Genomic DNA, 16,217 nt, shown 5'->3' with positions numbered 1-16,217 from the left:
CATGTCGATCTTCATCAACGCCTCCTCCAGGGTCCTCGTTCAGGGGATGACCGGGAAGGAAGGGCGCAAGCACACGCAGCGGATGATCATGTCCGGCACCCGCGTCGTCGGGGGAGTCACGCCCGGGAAGGCCGGGGAGTCGGTCCTCTTCGAGGAGGACCCGGTGCCGGTGTTCGGGTCGATGGTGGAGGCGGTCGCGGCCACCCAGGCGGACGTCTCGGTGGTGTTCGTGCCGCCCAAGTACGCCAAGGCCGCCGTGCTGGAATCGATCGAGGCGGAGATCGGTCTCTGCGTCGTCATCACCGAGGGCATTCCGGTGCGCGACAGCGTCGAGTTCCACTCGGCCGCCCGGGATTCCGGCACCCGGATCATCGGGCCCAACTGTCCGGGTCTGATCTCCCCCGGCAAGTCCAACGTCGGCATCATCCCGGCGCACATCGCCGGCCCGGGTCGCATCGGACTGGTGTCGAAGTCGGGCACGCTGACCTACCAGATGATGTACGAGCTGCGCGACCACGGGTTCTCCACCGCGGTCGGCATCGGCGGCGATCCGGTCGTCGGCACGCCGCACATCGACGTGCTCCAGGCGTTCGAGGACGACGACGAGACCGACGTCATCGTCATGATCGGTGAGATCGGCGGAGACGCGGAGGAGCGTGCCGCGGAGTACATCCAGCGCAACATCACCAAGCCGGTGGTCGGCTACGTGGCGGGCTTCACTGCACCGCCCGGCCGGACGATGGGCCACGCGGGTGCCATCATCACCGGATCGAAGGGCACGGCCGCAGCGAAGAAGGAGGCCCTCGAGGCTGCCGGAGTGCTCGTGGGGGAGACGCCCTCCCTCACCGCGTCCCTGGCCCGCGACGCCATCGCCAAGATGCGGGTGAATCAGAGCCGCAACGTGACGCCGAAGCGATCCGCCTGACGCCAGATGTGAAACGGCGCCCCGGCCAGTGGTCGGGGCGCCGTTTCCACGTCATTGGCTCTACTGGGCCTGGCTCGCTCGAACGGGCACCCGTGCGGCGAGCGCGGACAGCTGCTCGAGGGTGAACTGGTAGGCGTCGGTCACCGTGATGAGTGTGTAGGTGATGCGGTTGCCGGCGGCGCTGACGATCAGTTGGTAGGTGATGGCCGTGCTGTCGCTCGACGCCTGCTTGATCGTGAACAGTCGCGACGAGAGCTTCAGGCCGTCCTCGCCGACGGCCGCGACCGCTGGGTGCTCAGTGACGGTGGCCGTGTTGACCCGGTCCTTGCAACTTGCCAGGTTGTTTCCCAGCCTCGTGACGAACTCCGCAGCCGCGGTGGGGTCCGCGAACGTGAACATGACCTCATCGAGCCCGAAGGTGTCGGGACGCTGATCGTCCTGGGTCATCAGGTAGGTGGCCTGCTGGCGCGAGGAGGGGCCAGGTTCGGTGGCCAGGGTCATGTTCTCGCAGCCCATCTGCGTCACCGACACATCGGTCGGCTCCTGGGCGGTCCACCGGCCCGCCCCGGGACGGATGCGCGGCAGGTCGGCGGGGATGAGCCAGCCGACGGGGTCCACAGCGGGGACCGGGACGGGGGTGACGCCCACGGTGCCGGGACAGCTCGCATCCTCCCGCTCGCAGAGCTCGGTCTGCGGGCGGTTGAGGGCAGTCGCGAGCGCGGACTCCTCGACGGGGGAATCGTTGCGGGCCAGGTCGAGCAGCTGGATGGAGGCGCCCGTCAGCGTCATGAGGACCGTGTGGTACTGAGTCGGCTGGTTCTGGAAGGCGATCGTGACCTGGAAGGCCTGATCGGCGAGCCCGGCGACGTCGGTCGCGCCAACGATGTAGGACGGGACCTCGGCGCAGCTTGCCAGCGCCTCGGATCGGGTCGCGAACACCTCCTCTGCTGCGTCGGCTGAGGCGTAGACGTCGATCTGGTGCAGGCCGGCCAGTTGGTCGTCGGTGGACGTGCCGAGCACGCGCTGCAGTGAGGTCGTGGGATTGACGTCCGTGGCTTCGGTGCTCAGGCAGGCGCCTCGACCGGTGTGCTCGTCGGCGGCCTGGGTCGTGTCGGTGATCGCCCAGGTGGCAGCTGGCGCGATGCCTGCCAGGTCGTCCGGGAGCAGGAGCGAGTCGACGGTCAAGGGGGCCAAGGTCGGCGACGGGCTCGTGGACGCCGACGCCGACGGCGACGGCGGAGGTGGCGCAGTCGGCTCGGCTGGCTGCGTGCCGCGCGAGACGAAGAACGCGATCAGCCCGACGATGACGGCCAGCGCCACACCGGCCACGGCCCAGGCGGCCAGCGTTCGTCGATGTGACGCCATCCAGTCCCCGTCGGCCTGCGAGCGCGTCATGGCGGTCTGCTCGGACTCGACCGGTGTCGTGGACGACAGGGCGGAGCGGCGGGGCGCGGGGCTGGGGCTGTCAGCGAACTCGCCGGCGGAGCGGGGGAAGACCGGGGCGGGGATGATCGTGTCGGAGGGGATCGGCGCAGCGGCCGAGTGGCTCCCGGGGCGGGCGAACGGGTTGAGCAGGGCGGCGTCCGGGGCGGGGGTCGGTGCGGCCACCGTCGATTCCGGTTCGTCTCCGAGCGCGTAGTGACGTTCCGGCTCGACATCCGGCTGGCTGCCGACGTCGAGTTCCTCAGCCTCGTCGGCACTGCCGCGTCGCGCGGGACCGGTGGGAGTGACTGGGGTAGGGTCCACGTCGGGAAGGTCGACCTCTTCGTCGGCGGGCATCCAGGCCCGACGCGGGCGGAAGGCCTCTCCATCAGACATGTTCAGCACCTCCATGAGTTCGCCGCCGGACGGGGTAACGCAGCAACCCTACCGGGCGAGTGAATATCGTGAGAGACCAATCGAGGGAGAGTTCGTGGCGATTCGTTCGAGCCGGCACCGGACGGTCGCCGTTGACATCGGTGCCAGCCGCCCGTCGGAGCCCCGCCGCTGGCCCTGGCCCTGGTACGTCGCAGCGCTCGCCGGACCCCTCGGGGTGCTGGCCGCCGGCTGGGTCGTCCTTGCTGCACTCACGACCGTGGGCTGGCTGACGTCTCCCGAGGCGGAACTGACCGATGCGCTGCGCCTGGCCGCCGATCTTCTCATCCTCGCGCACGGCGCGCCGGTCACGATCGCCGGGCAGGCGGTCTCCATCGCGCCCCTGGGCCTGACCGCTGGGCTGGTCTTCCTGGCCCTTCCGGCGGCCTCGTGGGCTGCCCGGCAGGCAGCGGGACAGGCCGGGCACATCGACGACACGGGCGACATCTGGGCCGACGCCGAAGCGGTGGCGCTCCGGGTGGGGGCCACGTTTGCCGGCGTCTACGCCGCCGCTGTCGTCATCGTCGCCGCCTCGCTGGGCGTCGGGTCCTGGCGAGTCCTGGTCGGTGGGCTGGTCGTCGGGGGCATCGCGGGGCTCTGGGGGGCGTCGAAGAGCGTTGGCCACGACCCCACGCACACTTGGCCCGGCTGGCTACGGGCGGTCCCGAGGGCGCTCGGAGCGGCGCTCCTGGTCGTCCTGGCCGGGGCCTCCGCAGTCTTCGTGACCGCACTGTGGCTGGGCAGGGAGCGGGTGACCGACATCGTGGTGGCCCTGGACGGCGGGGTGCCGGCACTGGCGCTGCTCACGGCGCTCCACCTCGCCTACCTGCCCAACCTCCTGCTGGCGTCCGCCTCGTGGATGCTGGGAGCCGGCATCACGGTGGGCGACCAGTCTCTCGTCACCATGGCGCTGTCCGACGTCGGGTTCCTCCCCGCGATCCCGGTGTTCGGGGCGGTCCCCGTGGATGCTTCGCCGGCCTCCTTCTGGTGGCTCGTCGTCGGTGTGGCCGCCGGATGCGTGGCCGCTCTGGCGGTTGCGTTGGCACGGCCTCGAGCGCGGTTCGACGAGACCGCCCTGGTCGGTGGGCTGAGCGGCGTGGCTGCCGGACTGCTGCTGGTGGTCCTCTGCGCGCTGGGGTCCGGATCGCTGGGGAGCGATCGCCTGGCCCACCTCGGTGCGCGGGTGGGGGAGTTGGCCGTCTTCGCGCCGACCCTGTTGGGGCTCGCGGGGATGGCGGCCGGCCTGATCCTCGGCCTGGTGCGCAGACCTCCCCGAGCCGCTGGCGCTTCGGAGGATGCCCCGCCCGCCGACGATGCGCCCGCCGACGGTGCCCCGCCCGCCGACGATGCCGCCACCTCCGACGATTCTGCGGCGGCGGACGAGGCGACCGAGCGCACGACGCTGCCTGGCTAGGATGCACCGGTGACCACCCGCGTTGTCGTCCTCCTGTCCGGCTCAGGCACCCTGTGCCAGGCCCTCTTCGACGCCATCGACGCGGGGGAGGTGGAGGCGCAGGTCGTGGCCGTCGTCTCGGATCGCGCCGACGCCCAAGGGCTTGAGCGGGCACGGGCCCGCGGACTGCCCGCCGTCGCGGTGCCGCTCGCCAAGGGCGCCGACCGGGCCGAGTGGGATGAGCGGCTGCGCGACGAAGTGGCCGCGCACGCCCCCGACCTGGTTGCCTCGGCCGGATTCATGAAACTCCTGGGCCCGGCGTTCCTCGCCCGGTTCGCGGGGCTGACGATCAACACGCACCCCGCCCTGCTGCCGAGTTTCCCCGGCATGCACGGACCGCGGGACGCTCTGCGGGCCGGGGTGAAGGTCAGCGGAGCCACGGTCTTCCTGGTCGACGACGGGGTCGACACCGGTAGGATCCTGCTGCAGGGCGCCGTCGAGGTGCTACCGGACGACACTGAAGAATCCCTCCACGAGCGCATCAAGGTCGTGGAGCGTCGCCTGCTCGTGCAGGCGGTGGCCGACTGGAACAAGGAGACCCCGTGAACGATCTGATCCCACTCAGGCGCGCCCTCGTCAGCGTCTACGACAAGAGCGGGCTGGCCGAACTCGGTCGCGACCTGCACGCGGCAGGCATCGAGATCGTGTCCACCGGATCGACGGCCGCGACCCTGTCCGACGCCGGGGTGCCGGTCACCCCCGTGGAACAGGTCACCGGCTTTCCGGAGTGCCTGGACGGCCGCGTCAAGACTCTCCACCCGCACGTGCACGCCGGCATCCTGGCCGACCGCCGACTGGACTCCCACCGGTCGCAACTCGACGTCATGGGCATCGAGCCCTTCGACCTCGTGATCACCAACCTGTATCCGTTCGCCGCGACCGTCGCATCCGGAGCGAGCGACGACGAGTGCGTCGAACAGATCGACATCGGCGGGCCCACGATGGTGCGGGCTGCCGCCAAGAACCACGCCTCGGTGGCGGTGGTGACCTCGGCCGAGCAGTATCCGGTGCTGCGTGAAGCGCTCGCCAAGGGCGGTTTCACGCAGTCGGAGCGCGCCGAACTCGCCGCGGCGGCCTTCGTCCACACGGCGTCGTACGACGTGGCGGTGGCCTCCTGGATGCTGGAGAAGACCGCTCCGGAGGGTCGCCTGCTGCCGGAGTGGATCGGCGCGACCTGGCGCAAAGTGTCGGAGCTGCGCTACGGCGAGAACTCCCACCAGCGTGCCGCCGTGTACCGCAACTCCGACGGCACGTCCGGCATCGCCGACGCCACTCAGCTCCACGGCAAGGCGATGAGCTACAACAACTACGTCGACGCCGACGCCGCACGTCGGGCGGCGTACGACTTCGCCGAGCCCGCCGTCGCGATCATCAAGCACGCCAACCCGTGCGGCATCGCCTCGGGGAGCGACATCGCAGAGGCCCATCGCAAAGCCCACGAGTGCGATCCGGTGTCCGCTTTCGGCGGCGTCATCGCCGCCAATCGTCCGGTCAGCGTGGAGATGGCCCGGCAGGTGGCCGAGGTCTTCACGGAGGTGATCGTCGCGCCGGGATACGACGAGGGAGCGGTCGACGTCCTGGCCGCCAAGAAGAACATCCGCATCCTCGTCGCCGACGACGCCGCGTTCGGCGGGCTGTCGTTGCGGGAGATCGACGGGGGCGTCCTGATGCAGGAGTTCGACTCGATCGACGCTGACGGCGACGACCCGTCCACCTGGCAACTGGCCGCGGGGGAGCCCGCCGATGCGGCCACCCTCGCGGACCTGGCGTTCGCGTGGCGGGCGGTCCGCTCGGTCAAGTCCAACGCGATCCTGCTCGCGGCCGACCGCGCGTCGGTAGGGGTGGGCATGGGCCAGGTCAACCGCGTCGATTCCTGCCAGTTGGCTGTGGCCAGGGCAGGGCAGCGGGCTGCGGGCTCGGTAGCGGCCTCGGACGCGTTCTTCCCCTTCGCCGACGGCGTCCAGGTGCTCCTCGACGCCGGCGTACGCGCCATCGTTCAGCCCGGCGGCTCCGTTCGCGACTCCGAGGTCATCGACGCCGTGGCCGCGGCCGGCGTCACCATGTACTTCACCGGTACCCGACACTTCTTCCACTAGGAGGGCCACGTGACTGCCCAGAGACTCGACGGTAAGGCGACCGCTGCCGCCATCAAGACGGAACTGCGCGCCCGTGTCGCCGCCCTCCGTGACCGGGGCGTCGTGCCCGGGCTGGCCACCGTCCTCGTGGGCGCGGATCCAGCAAGCCAGAACTACGTGCGGATGAAGCACCGGGACTGCGACGAGGTGGGAATCTCCTCGATCCGGGTCGAACTACCGGCTGACGCGACCGCAGACCAGGTGCGCGCCGAGATCGAGGCACTCAACTCCGATCCAGCGTGCACGGGCTACATCGTGCAGCTGCCGGTCCCGCGCCACCTCGATGAGAACTGGGTGCTCGGCCTGATCGATCCCGACAAGGACGCCGACGGACTGCATCCGATCAACCTGGGTCGGCTGGTCCTGGGGGAACCGGCCACCCTGCCGTGCACCCCGCGCGGGATCGTCGAGCTGCTGCGCCGACACGATGTTCCGATCAGCGGAGCGGAGGTGGTCGTCGTGGGCCGCGGCATCACCGTCGGGCGTCCGCTCGGTCTCATCCTGACCCGCCGCAGCGAGAACGCCACGGTGACCCTGTGCCACACCGGCACCCGCGACCTCGCCGCCCACACGCGCCGTGCCGACGTGGTGGTGGCCGCAGCGGGGGTCCCCGGCATGATCAACGCGGAGATGATCCGTGAGGGCGCCGCCCTCATCGACGTCGGGGTGAGCCGTGTCGAGGGCAAAACCGTGGGGGACCTCGCGGCCGACGTCTGGGACAAGGCAGGCTGGGTGACCCCCAACCCCGGCGGAGTCGGCCCCATGACGCGGGCGATGCTGCTCAGCAACGTGGTCGACCGCGCGGAGCAGCTTCATGCCGGATAAGCCGGCGGACTCCTACCCGGACAACCCCTGGCCTCTACTCCTCGTCCTCGCGGCAGTGCTCGTGGGAGTCGGGTACGCAGGATTCGGCCACTGGCGCCGCGCCGCGCTCATGATCGCCGGCGCGCTCGCCCTTGGGGCCGGCCTGCGGGCCGTGCTCCCGCCCCGCCTGGCGGGCCTCCTCGTGGTGCGCCGCCGATGGATCGACGTCGCTGTGATGGCAACGTTCGGCGTCGCCATCGCGGTGGTCTCCCTCGTGGTGCCGCCCTCCCGCTGATCCTGCCCCCAGGCCGAGGGGGCTCAGGGCCCGCCGTCGCCGGTGGGAGCGCCCCAGCTGGGCCCGGGGCGAGCCTCGAGCGTGTGCCACCCGTTGCTGCGGGCCAGGATTCCCTGGACGACAGGCCGCTGGTGGGCCACCAGGTCTGCGAGCTCCCCGTGCAGCTGAAGAAGTTCGATGGGGTGGGAGCCGGGAGGCATGGCGTCGAGGCGCCCCCGCAGGAGCGCCAGCTCGGTGGTGTTCTGGATGAAATCGTGCAGGGTCCGCCTCTGGGCGCCGGCGCTGCCCAGCATCCGCTTCCGCGCCGGGGCATCCGCCAGCCATCCCGCCTCCAGCGGGGTGATCCAGCCGAAGTGGACCATCGCCGGCAGCTGCCTGACGATCTCGGCGCGTTCCGCGCGACGGGAGCGGACACCCAGGACGATGAGCGTGACGAAGGCGACGAACTCGGCGACCGCGGCGATGGCGATGCCCCAGGGACCGAACAGCTCGTAGGACCCGTTGTGGAGGAAATGCAGGCCCACAGCGACGAGCCAGGCCATGAACGGGCGTAGCCGCCGGCCGGCACCCCGGCTCGTCACACCCGCCCAGATGCCGACGGCGACGATCATGGTCAGCACCGGGTGAAGATAGGACGTGAGCACGATCCGGCCGATGATGATGGGGGTGGACTCCTCCAGGGTCTCCACGCTCAGCGCATAGCCGATGTGCTCGATCCACGCGAATCCCAGGCCCACGAGCCCGCCGTACACGAGGGCGTCGGTCAGGCTGTTGAACTCCGCGCGGCCGCGCCGTGTGCTGAGCAGCACCACGTACAGGAACAGCGCCTTGGTGGACTCCTCGATGAGGGGCGCGGAATACATCGCCGTCGCGGACAGGTCCTGCGTGATCCCCAGGTAGAGGCTGTTCACGACCCCGCTGATCAGGGCCGAGACCCCCGCTCCCCAGAGGAAGGCCCCTATCGCGAACCGGGGAGGCTCAGGTTCCCACCGGTCGAGCCAGTTGAGGAACCACACGCCGATCAGGAGGATGACCGTGAACGGAACCACGGCCGCGAGCGTGTTGGGCAGGGGGCGGTGCAGCACCACCAACATGCCGAGGGCGGTGCCGATCGCTCCCACTGCGATGAACAGCAGCGGGAGCACGAGCGCCTGACGCTTGTGCTGTACGGCCGCGTCCAGGGTCGGGTGGGGGCGGGTGGGTGGTGCATCGGTCACCCGTCAAAGGTAGTGCGACGTGGGTCATCCCTGGCAGTTACGCCGGTGTGGCTACGATGTGCGCATGCCCAACAGCGCGACAGCCGAAGACATCGAGACGCAGGAGCCCGGAGGCGTCGAGGACTGGCGGCCACGGCCGAGCCGCCGCACCCGCACCATCCTGTTCGGCGAGATGCTGCTCTTCGCGATCGTCAGCCTCGTCGCGTCCGCGGTGCTGTCGATCGACGCGATCAAGCTGGCGGCCGACCCCGGCGCGGACCTCGCCTGCAGCATCAACGCGATCCTCGACTGCGCGAAGGTTGGCACCACGTGGCAGGCGAACGTCTTCGGCTTCCCCAACGCGTTCCTCGGTCTGGTCTCTGAGCCCGTCGTGATGACCATCGCCGTGGCGTCGCTCGTCATGGTGCGGTTCCCCCGCTGGTTCATGTTCACCGCGAACGTGTGCTATCTGCTGGGCGTCATCTTCGCCTACTGGCTGCTCTTCCAGTCCTCCTTCGTCATCGGCGCGCTCTGCCCGTGGTGCCTGACGGTGACGCTGTCGACGACGTTCGTCTTCTCGTCCATGACGCAGTGGAACATCCTCGAGAACAACCTCTTCCTGTCCCCCTCGGCACAGGAGAAGGCCGTGGCCTTCGTCAAGGGTGGCTGGTTCACCATCGTGCTGATCGGCTGGCTCGCCCTGGTTATCTTCATCGAGGTCCTGAAGTTCGGGTTCCAGATCATCTGATCCTTGGGCCCCGGGCCCGGTGGGGGAGGGCCCCCGCGCGGCGTGCTGGTCGGGCGGTAGAGTCGGCTGCAGTGGAAACACCGCGCTCTACGAGAGGAACCCGAAAGTGAGCACTGCCGCTCCCGTCAAGATCGCCGTCACCGGCGCCGCAGGTCAGATCTGCTACAGCCTGCTGTTCCGCATCGCCAGCGGATCGCTGCTGGGCGATACCCCCATCGAGCTTCGCCTGCTCGAGATCACCCCCGCGCTGAAGGCGCTTGAGGGCGTGGTCATGGAACTCGACGACTGCGCCTTCGGCAACCTCGTCAACATCGAGATCGGCGACGATCCCAACAAGGTCTTCGACGGCGTCAACCTCGCGATGCTCGTCGGCGCGATGCCCCGCAAGGCGGGCATGGAGCGCGGAGACCTGCTGTCGGCCAACGGTGCGATCTTCACCGCGCAGGGCAAGGCGCTCAACGAGGTCGCAGCCGATGACGTCAAGGTGCTGGTGACCGGCAACCCCGCCAACACCAACGCCCTCATCGCGCAGCAGAACGCGCCCGACATCCCGGCCGAACGCTTCAACGCGCTGACCCGTCTCGACCACAACCGGGCACTGTCGCAGCTGGCGGCCAAGCTCGGAGTCTCCGTGACCGAGATCTCCCACATGACGATCTGGGGCAACCACTCCGCGACCCAGTACCCCGACCTGTTCAACGCCAAGGTCAATGGCCAGTCCGCCGCCGAGGCCGTGAACGATCAGGAATGGATCGAGAACACCTTCATCCCGACGGTCGCCAAGCGGGGCGCTGCGATCATCGAGGCGCGCGGGCTGTCCTCCGCGGCGTCGGCGGCCAACGCGACCGTCGAGCACATGCGGGACTGGGTCAGCGGCACGAAGGAGGGTGACTGGGTGTCGATGGCGGTCCCGTCGGACGGCTCCTACGGTGTGCCCGAGGGCCTCATCTCGTCGTTCCCCTGCACCGTCAAGGACGGCAAGTACGAGATCGTCCAGGGCCTGGACCTGAACGAGTTCTCCAGGTCGAAGATCGACGCGTCGGTGGCCGAACTGGTCGACGAGCGCAATGCCGTGACCGAGCTCGGCCTCATCTGAGGCCAGCTCAGCTCAGCTGACGCAAGAACCGACGCCCGCCCCAACTGGGGCGGGCGTCGGCGCTTACAGGAACCTTTCGGTCAGTGATCGAGGGCGCCTTCGGCCCCGGCGCCGGTCATGGAGCGGACCTCCATCTCGGCAGCCCGATCCAGCACCTCGGGGCCGTCAGGCCGGAGGACGGAGGCGAGCCAGCCCAGGAAGAAGCCGACCGGCACCGAGACGATGGCGGGCGAATCGATGGGGAACCAGGCGAAGTCCACGTTCGGGAACATCGCGGACGGGCGGCCGGAGACGGCAGGGGAGAAGACGATGAGCACCACCGCCGACACGAGGCCGCCGTAGATCGACCAGACGGCGCCCGCTGTGGAGAACCGCTTCCAGTACAGCGAGTAGAGGATCGACGGCAGGTTGGCCGAGGCCGCGACGGCGAAGGCCAGCGCCACGAGGAACGCCACGTTCTGGCCGTTCGCGGCCACGCCTCCGACGATCGCCACGAGACCGATCGTCACCGAGGTGATCCGGGCGACCCGGACCTCCTTGGCCGGATCGGCCTTGCCGTCGCGCAGCACCGAGTTGTAGATGTCGTGGGCGAACGACGCTGAGGCGGTGATCGTCAGACCTGCCACCACAGCGAGGATCGTCGCGAAAGCGACGCCCGCGATCACGGCCATGAGGATGGTGCCGCCGAGCTCGTACGCCAGCGCCGGTGCCGCGGCGTTGGCCCCGCCGGGCATGTTGCTGATGCGTTCCGGGCCGACCAGCCAGGCGGCGCCGTAGCCGAGCACCATCGTGAAGAGGTAGAACGCCCCGATCAGTCCGATGGCCCAGGTCACCGAGCGGCGTGCCTCCTTGGCTGTCGGGACGGTGTAGAAGCGCATCAGCACGTGGGGCAGACCGGACGCGCCGAGCACCAGGGCCAGGCCGAGGGAGATCAGCGACAGGGGATCCTTGTAGCGCTCCATGGGGGCGAGCAGATCGACGGTGGAGCCCTGGGCCTGGGAGGTGTTGATGGCCTCGCCGAGCAGGCCCGACAGGTTGAAACCGACGAGCGCGAGGACCCAGATGGTCATGGCGCCGGCGCCGAGGATGAGGAGCACGGCCTTGATCATCTGCACCCAGGTGGTGCCCTTCATGCCGCCGATGAGCACATATCCCACCATGAGCAGACCGACCAGCGCGATGACGATGTTTTGCCCCAGCATCGACGTGATGCCGAGCAGGAGGGAGACCAAGGCGCCCGCGCCGGCCATCTGCGCCAGGAGGTAGAAGAAGCTGACCGCCAGGGTCGACGTCGCCGCGGCCATGCGGACCGGCTTCTGGCGCATGCGGAAACTGAGGACGTCGGCCATCGTGTACTTGCCGGTGTTGCGCAGCGGTTCCGCCACGAGCAGCAGGGCCACGAGCCAGGCCACGAGGAAGCCGACCGAGTACAGCAGACCGTCGTAGCCGTAGAGAGCCACAGCCCCGACGATGCCGAGGAAGGAGGCGGCAGACAGGTAGTCGCCGGCGATCGCGAAGCCGTTCTGACGGCCGTCGAACTGGGCGCCGCCGGTGTAGAAGTCGCCGGCCTTCTTCTTGCCGCCGCGCGTGACGCGGATCACCACGCCCATCGTCACGACGACGAAGGCAGCGAAGATCGCGATGTTGATGATCGGGTTGCCGAGTTGTTCGGTCTCCAGGAGCCTCATCGTGCGCTCGCCTCCAGGTCTTCACGCAGGGCCTTCGCGAGCGGGTCCACCCGCTTGTTGGAGTGGCGGATGTAGAGCCACGTGATGAGGAACGTGCTGACGAACTGGCCGAGCCCGAACAGAATCCCCACGGTGAGATTGCCGACGACCGAGGTCATCATGAGGTCCTTGGCGAAGATGGAGCCGAGGACGTAGGCGAAGTACCAGAGGAGGAACACCACAGTCATGGGAAAGGCGAACGATCGGAAGGTCTTCTTCAGGTCCGCGAACTCAGCTGACTGCTGTACTCGGTGAAACTCCTCGGCGGGGATCGTGCCGAGATCTGGTGACGGGTCGGTCATGACAGTTTGATTCCTCCACAGGGCTGGGCGCACCGTTGCGCGTCAGCAGACTACAAGCCGCGCAGCTTGTCCGCTCGTTTTGTCCGCAACTGTTGTCTTTCGGCCAGCGGTGTGGCAGCAGGCCGGACGGGCTGCCCGGAGTTCGGGGCACGCTAGCATTGCCGCATGCCTCAGCTTGTGGTCACGTTCGACTGTCCAGACAGACCCGGAATCGTCCACGCCATCACCGGAGGAATCGTGGCGGCCGGCGGCAACATCGCCGAGCTGCAGCAGTTCTCATCCCCTGACACCGGCCATTTCTTCACGAGGATCGAGGTGGACGGCGCTGACCGGGTCCGCCTCACCGACGCGATCGCGCGGGCGACGGAGGAGTTCTCCGCGCGGTTCCGCGTCGACGACGCCGGCCGACCCACGCGCACGCTCATCCTCGCCTCGAAGGCCGGGCACTGCCTGAACGATCTGCTGTTTCGTTGGCGGGGCGGCGACCTGCCGATCGACGTGGTGGGGATCATGGCCAACCATGCCGTGCTCGCACCCATGGCCGCCTTCTACGATGTGCCGTTCAAGCATCGCTTCGTCACGGCAGAGACGAAGGCCGCCTTCGAGGCCGAGATCCAGAAGTTCGTCGTCGACAATGACATCGAGCTCGTCGTCCTGGCGCGCTACATGCAGATCCTGAGCCCTGAGCTCTGCGAGTTCCTCGCGGGCCGTGCGATCAACATCCACCACTCGTTCCTGCCCGGCTTCAAGGGGGCGAACCCTTACCGTCAGGCCCACACCCGCGGCGTCAAGCTCATCGGGGCCACGGCGCACTTCGTCACGAGCGACCTCGACGAGGGGCCCATCATCGAACAGAACGTCGTGCGCGTGGACCACAGCATGGACGTGGCCAAGCTGGTGCGCAAGGGCCAGGCTCAGGAGTCCCAGACGCTGGCCGAAGCCGTGCGGCTCTTCGCGGAGCACCGTGTGATCGTCGACGGTGACCGCACGATCGTCTTCCGCTAGGGCTGCAGATGTGGTCCGACGTCGCGCTCATCGCGCTGTTCATCCTCATCGGTGGCCTGTTCGCCGCCGCCGAGATGGCGCTTGTGACGCTGCGCGACAGCCAGATCAAGCAGCTGTCCACCAAGGGCAAACGTGGGCGGGCCATCGAGCGCCTCACCAGTAACCCCAACCTGTTCCTCTCCTCCGTCCAGATCGGGGTGACCCTCTCGGGTTTCCTGTCCGCGGCGTTCGGTGGGGCGACCCTGGCGGAGGCGATGGCACCCGCACTGATGAGGTGGGGGGTTCCGGAGTCGGTGGCCTTCACCGGATCGCTGGTCTTCGTGACCGTCGTCATCTCCTACTTCTCGATCGTCGTCGGCGAGCTGACGGCCAAGCGCCTCGCCATGCAGCGGGCAGAGAGCTTCTCCCTGGCGCTGGCCCCGATGGTCTCGGGGATCGCGAAGCTCGCCCGTCCCCTCATCTGGTTCCTCGATCTGTCCACCAACGCTCTGGTGAGGCTGCTGGGCGGGGACCCGGGGCAGGCGCGCGACGAGGTGTCCGACGAGGAGCTGCGCGCGATGGTGGTGGGCTCGTCCACGCTGGGCCAGGAGGAGCGTCGGATCGTCGACGAGGTGTTCGACGCGGGGGAGCGGACACTGCGCGAGGTCATGGTGCCGCGTACCGAGGTCGATTTCCTTCCCGGGGACATGCCGATCGTGCGCGCCTACCGCGAGGTCCGGGGCGCTCCGCACTCCCGCTACCCGGTGACCGACGGCTCCCCGGACCGCATCGTCGGCTTCGTCCATGTGCGCGACCTCATGGACGTCGAGGGATCGGCCCGCGAGGGCAATGTGGCCAGTCTCGCCCGGCAGGTGCTCTCGCTGCCGGAAACCGTGCGGATCCTCCGGGCGATGACATCGATGCGCGGGGCGCGCTCGCACCTGGCCATCGTGCGCGACGAGTACGGGGGCACGGCCGGCATCGTCACGCTCGAGGACCTCATGGAGGAGCTCATCGGCGATATCACCGACGAGTACGACGAGGCGGTGGAACGTCGCGAGATCGACGAAGTCGATGGGCTGACCACCATCGAGGAGTTCGCCGAACTGACGGGGTTCGTCATTCCGGAGGGTCCCTACGACACTGTCGCTGGTTTCTTCATGGCCGAGACCGGGCGTCTTCCCGAGGTCGGGTCAGAGGCCACCGTGTCGCTCGAGGCGCGCGCTGAGGACGACGATGAGCCCGGTGTCTTCACCCTCACCGTGACTGCGCTCGACGGGCGGCGCGCATCCTGGTTCGCACTCAAGCGCCTGTCCGATCCGGACCCAGCGGAGGAAGGCGATGCCTGACGACGGCATGGGCCTACTCACGGGGGACCGGGTTGAACCGTTGCTGCGAGCGGTGGTCGAGCACGCGGGGGGAGAGCTGCTGAGCTGGTCGTTGGACCACGTGGACGCGGCTCCGGAGCTTTCCACCACGGCCACCTATGTGGCCACGGTGCGGTGGCCCCACGGCGAACGCACGGAACTGCTGGGGGTCAGCGCACGCACGGGAGAGCTGACGCCATCGGACTCCCGCGCCGAGATCTTCGAGGACGGTCAGCGCAGGGTTGCCGTGTGGCTCTACCCCAACGATCCAGATCTGCTGGGGCTCCCCACCGCAGCCTTTCCGGACCGGATGGCGGCGGCGCTGAACGCCGGGGGAGTGTTTCCGAGCCCCGTCACGCCGGATCGACTGTCGCTGACCATGATCGGCTACCGCCCCCGGCGCCGCGCGGTGGTGAAGGTGGTCGTGAGCGACCCGGCGGAGACCTTCTACGTCAAGGTGCTTCGGGAGAGGCTGTACCCTGACGTCCTCGCCAAGCACCGGATGCTCCGCGAGGCAGGGGTCCCTGCGCCCGAGGTGGCTCTGGGCACCGACGACCATCTGCTCATCCTGCGGGAGTTGCCCGGGGCGTCGCTGGCCAAGGCGCTGTTCGAGCCGGGGGATCCCTGCTCCGCTGAGGATCTCATCGACCTGCTCGATTCGATGCCAAGCTCTGTTTCCCAACTCGAACGACGCGCGCCGTGGTCCGACGCGGTGGCCCACTATGCCGCGATGGTGACGGCCACGCTTCCGGAACTGGGTGATGAGTTGTCCTGGCTCACCGAGCGGATTTCGGCCGGTCTCAGAGGTTTTCCGCCCGGGGACGAACCGACCCACGGCGACTTCCACGAGGGGCAGCTGCGGGTGGCGGGAGGCCGGGTCGTCGGCGTCCTCGACGTCGACACGATCGGCCCGGGTCGGCGCGCCGACGACCTGGCCTGCCTCATCGGCCACCTGTCGACGATCCAGCGGATGAACCCCGACCAGGAAGCCAAGGTCCGGGATCTGCTCCGGCGCTGGGTCCCCGTGTTCGACCGCCGGGTGGACCCGGTGGAACTCAGGCTGAGGGCCGCCGCCGTCGTCATCTCGCTGGCCACGGGCCCCTACCGGAGTCAGGAAGTGGACTGGCGCCAACAGACCGTGCAGATGGTCCGTTCGGCCAGTGCCCTGGTGCGCCAGGTCACGTAACACGAGGGTGCGGCCCCCCGGTTGTGTAACACCGATGCACAACGCCGGCTCGATCGATTGTTGCGGGAATATAACGATCAAGTCCCCGGTGCACACCCTGGCAGCATTGGGGGGTATTGTCAGTCTGCCTTAGTACCTGTCAAGG

At 68.8% G+C, this 16,217-nt stretch carries 15 protein-coding genes; 11 read left to right on the top strand and 4 right to left on the bottom strand.

Going from position 1 to position 16,217, the window contains the following annotated elements:
- The first annotated feature begins 1 nt into the window (after window position 1).
- Window positions 2-925: a succinate--CoA ligase subunit alpha gene (gene sucD, locus RPIT_RS09770; RefSeq protein WP_077342741.1), complete on the top strand. Its 924-nt coding sequence runs from the start codon at window positions 2-4 to the stop codon at window positions 923-925.
- A 60-nt stretch (window positions 926-985) separates the two neighbouring features.
- Here sucD and RPIT_RS09765 read toward each other — a convergent pair whose 3' ends face one another.
- Complete coding sequence (locus RPIT_RS09765) at window positions 986-2,743, bottom strand: hypothetical protein (RefSeq protein WP_143028196.1); 1,758 nt, start codon at window positions 2,741-2,743, stop codon at window positions 986-988.
- A gap of 94 nt (window positions 2,744-2,837) precedes the next feature.
- On the opposite strand from RPIT_RS09765, the gene RPIT_RS09760 reads away from it, so the two are divergent.
- From RPIT_RS09760 to RPIT_RS09740, 5 genes are read left to right on the top strand one after another with little or no spacing between them, the layout of a single operon-like run.
- The gene (locus tag RPIT_RS09760; protein ID WP_077342737.1) at window positions 2,838-4,193 is read left to right on the top strand and encodes a cell division protein PerM; all 1,356 of its coding nucleotides are present in this window, start codon (window positions 2,838-2,840) and stop codon (window positions 4,191-4,193) included.
- Between the two features lie 9 nt (window positions 4,194-4,202).
- Entirely contained in the window at window positions 4,203-4,778 is a 576-nt protein-coding gene (gene purN / locus RPIT_RS09755; RefSeq protein ID WP_077342735.1) for a phosphoribosylglycinamide formyltransferase, read from the top strand.
- Entirely contained in the window at window positions 4,775-6,328 is a 1,554-nt protein-coding gene (purH, locus tag RPIT_RS09750; protein ID WP_077342733.1) for a bifunctional phosphoribosylaminoimidazolecarboxamide formyltransferase/IMP cyclohydrolase, read from the top strand. Before purN ends, purH begins: the two co-directional genes overlap by 4 nt.
- 9 nt (window positions 6,329-6,337) lie before the next feature.
- The gene (locus RPIT_RS09745; RefSeq protein ID WP_077342731.1) at window positions 6,338-7,192 is read left to right on the top strand and encodes a bifunctional methylenetetrahydrofolate dehydrogenase/methenyltetrahydrofolate cyclohydrolase; all 855 of its coding nucleotides are present in this window, start codon (window positions 6,338-6,340) and stop codon (window positions 7,190-7,192) included.
- Entirely contained in the window at window positions 7,182-7,466 is a 285-nt protein-coding gene (locus tag RPIT_RS09740; RefSeq protein ID WP_077342729.1) for a DUF3017 domain-containing protein, read from the top strand. The genes RPIT_RS09745 and RPIT_RS09740 overlap by 11 nt, the downstream gene beginning before the upstream one ends.
- Window positions 7,467-7,489: 23 nt before the next feature.
- Here RPIT_RS09740 and RPIT_RS09735 read toward each other — a convergent pair whose 3' ends face one another.
- Entirely contained in the window at window positions 7,490-8,683 is a 1,194-nt protein-coding gene (locus RPIT_RS09735; RefSeq protein ID WP_077342727.1) for a PrsW family intramembrane metalloprotease, read from the bottom strand.
- Window positions 8,684-8,747: 64 nt separating this feature from the next.
- Here RPIT_RS09735 and RPIT_RS09730 point away from each other — a divergent pair, with 64 nt between their 5' ends.
- Both RPIT_RS09730 and RPIT_RS09725 read left to right on the top strand, forming a co-directional pair.
- On the top strand, window positions 8,748-9,410 hold the full coding sequence (locus RPIT_RS09730) for a vitamin K epoxide reductase family protein (protein ID WP_077342725.1): 663 nt from the start codon (window positions 8,748-8,750) through the stop codon (window positions 9,408-9,410).
- A 106-nt stretch (window positions 9,411-9,516) separates the two neighbouring features.
- The gene (locus tag RPIT_RS09725) at window positions 9,517-10,506 is read left to right on the top strand and encodes a malate dehydrogenase (RefSeq protein ID WP_077342723.1); all 990 of its coding nucleotides are present in this window, start codon (window positions 9,517-9,519) and stop codon (window positions 10,504-10,506) included.
- 80 nt (window positions 10,507-10,586) lie between these two features.
- Here the strand turns inward: RPIT_RS09725 and RPIT_RS09720 are convergent, their stop codons facing one another.
- Both RPIT_RS09720 and RPIT_RS09715 read right to left on the bottom strand, forming a co-directional pair.
- A complete protein-coding gene (locus tag RPIT_RS09720) occupies window positions 10,587-12,194 on the bottom strand; it encodes a solute symporter family protein (RefSeq protein WP_077342721.1) in 1,608 nt (535 codons plus the stop codon).
- Window positions 12,191-12,535, bottom strand: a complete 345-nt coding sequence (locus RPIT_RS09715; RefSeq protein ID WP_077342719.1) for a DUF485 domain-containing protein — start codon at window positions 12,533-12,535, stop codon at window positions 12,191-12,193. The genes RPIT_RS09720 and RPIT_RS09715 overlap by 4 nt, the downstream gene beginning before the upstream one ends.
- Window positions 12,536-12,700: 165 nt before the next feature.
- Here RPIT_RS09715 and purU point away from each other — a divergent pair, with 165 nt between their 5' ends.
- From purU to RPIT_RS09700, 3 genes are read left to right on the top strand one after another with little or no spacing between them, the layout of a single operon-like run.
- Window positions 12,701-13,540, top strand: a complete 840-nt coding sequence (gene purU / locus RPIT_RS09710; protein WP_077342717.1) for a formyltetrahydrofolate deformylase — start codon at window positions 12,701-12,703, stop codon at window positions 13,538-13,540.
- A gap of 8 nt (window positions 13,541-13,548) precedes the next feature.
- Window positions 13,549-14,868 carry a hemolysin family protein gene (locus tag RPIT_RS09705; RefSeq protein ID WP_077342715.1) on the top strand — a complete coding sequence of 440 codons (1,320 nt, stop codon included), beginning with the start codon at window positions 13,549-13,551 and terminating at the stop codon, window positions 14,866-14,868.
- Window positions 14,861-16,072: an aminoglycoside phosphotransferase family protein gene (locus tag RPIT_RS09700; RefSeq protein WP_077342713.1), complete on the top strand. Its 1,212-nt coding sequence runs from the start codon at window positions 14,861-14,863 to the stop codon at window positions 16,070-16,072. The genes RPIT_RS09705 and RPIT_RS09700 overlap by 8 nt, the downstream gene beginning before the upstream one ends.
- The last annotated feature ends 145 nt before the right edge of the window (window positions 16,073-16,217 follow it).

Origin of the sequence: Tessaracoccus flavus, from assembly GCF_001997295.1 — a bacterium.
GTDB classification, from domain to species: Bacteria; Actinomycetota; Actinomycetes; order Propionibacteriales; family Propionibacteriaceae; genus Arachnia; species Arachnia flava.
This window is presented reverse-complemented; position numbering and strand designations above follow the sequence as displayed.

Coding starts and splice junctions, on each gene's coding strand:
- sucD (WP_077342741.1), top strand. CDS start 2: ATGTCGATCTTCATCAACGCCTCCTCCAGGGTCCTCGTTCAGGGGATG.
- RPIT_RS09765 (WP_143028196.1), bottom strand. CDS start 2,743: ATGTCTGATGGAGAGGCCTTCCGCCCGCGTCGGGCCTGGATGCCCGCC.
- RPIT_RS09740 (WP_077342729.1), top strand. CDS start 7,182: ATGCCGGATAAGCCGGCGGACTCCTACCCGGACAACCCCTGGCCTCTA.
- RPIT_RS09730 (WP_077342725.1), top strand. CDS start 8,748: ATGCCCAACAGCGCGACAGCCGAAGACATCGAGACGCAGGAGCCCGGA.
- RPIT_RS09720 (WP_077342721.1), bottom strand. CDS start 12,194: ATGAGGCTCCTGGAGACCGAACAACTCGGCAACCCGATCATCAACATC.
- RPIT_RS09715 (WP_077342719.1), bottom strand. CDS start 12,535: ATGACCGACCCGTCACCAGATCTCGGCACGATCCCCGCCGAGGAGTTT.
- purU (WP_077342717.1), top strand. CDS start 12,701: ATGCCTCAGCTTGTGGTCACGTTCGACTGTCCAGACAGACCCGGAATC.
- RPIT_RS09705 (WP_077342715.1), top strand. CDS start 13,549: ATGTGGTCCGACGTCGCGCTCATCGCGCTGTTCATCCTCATCGGTGGC.
- RPIT_RS09700 (WP_077342713.1), top strand. CDS start 14,861: ATGCCTGACGACGGCATGGGCCTACTCACGGGGGACCGGGTTGAACCG.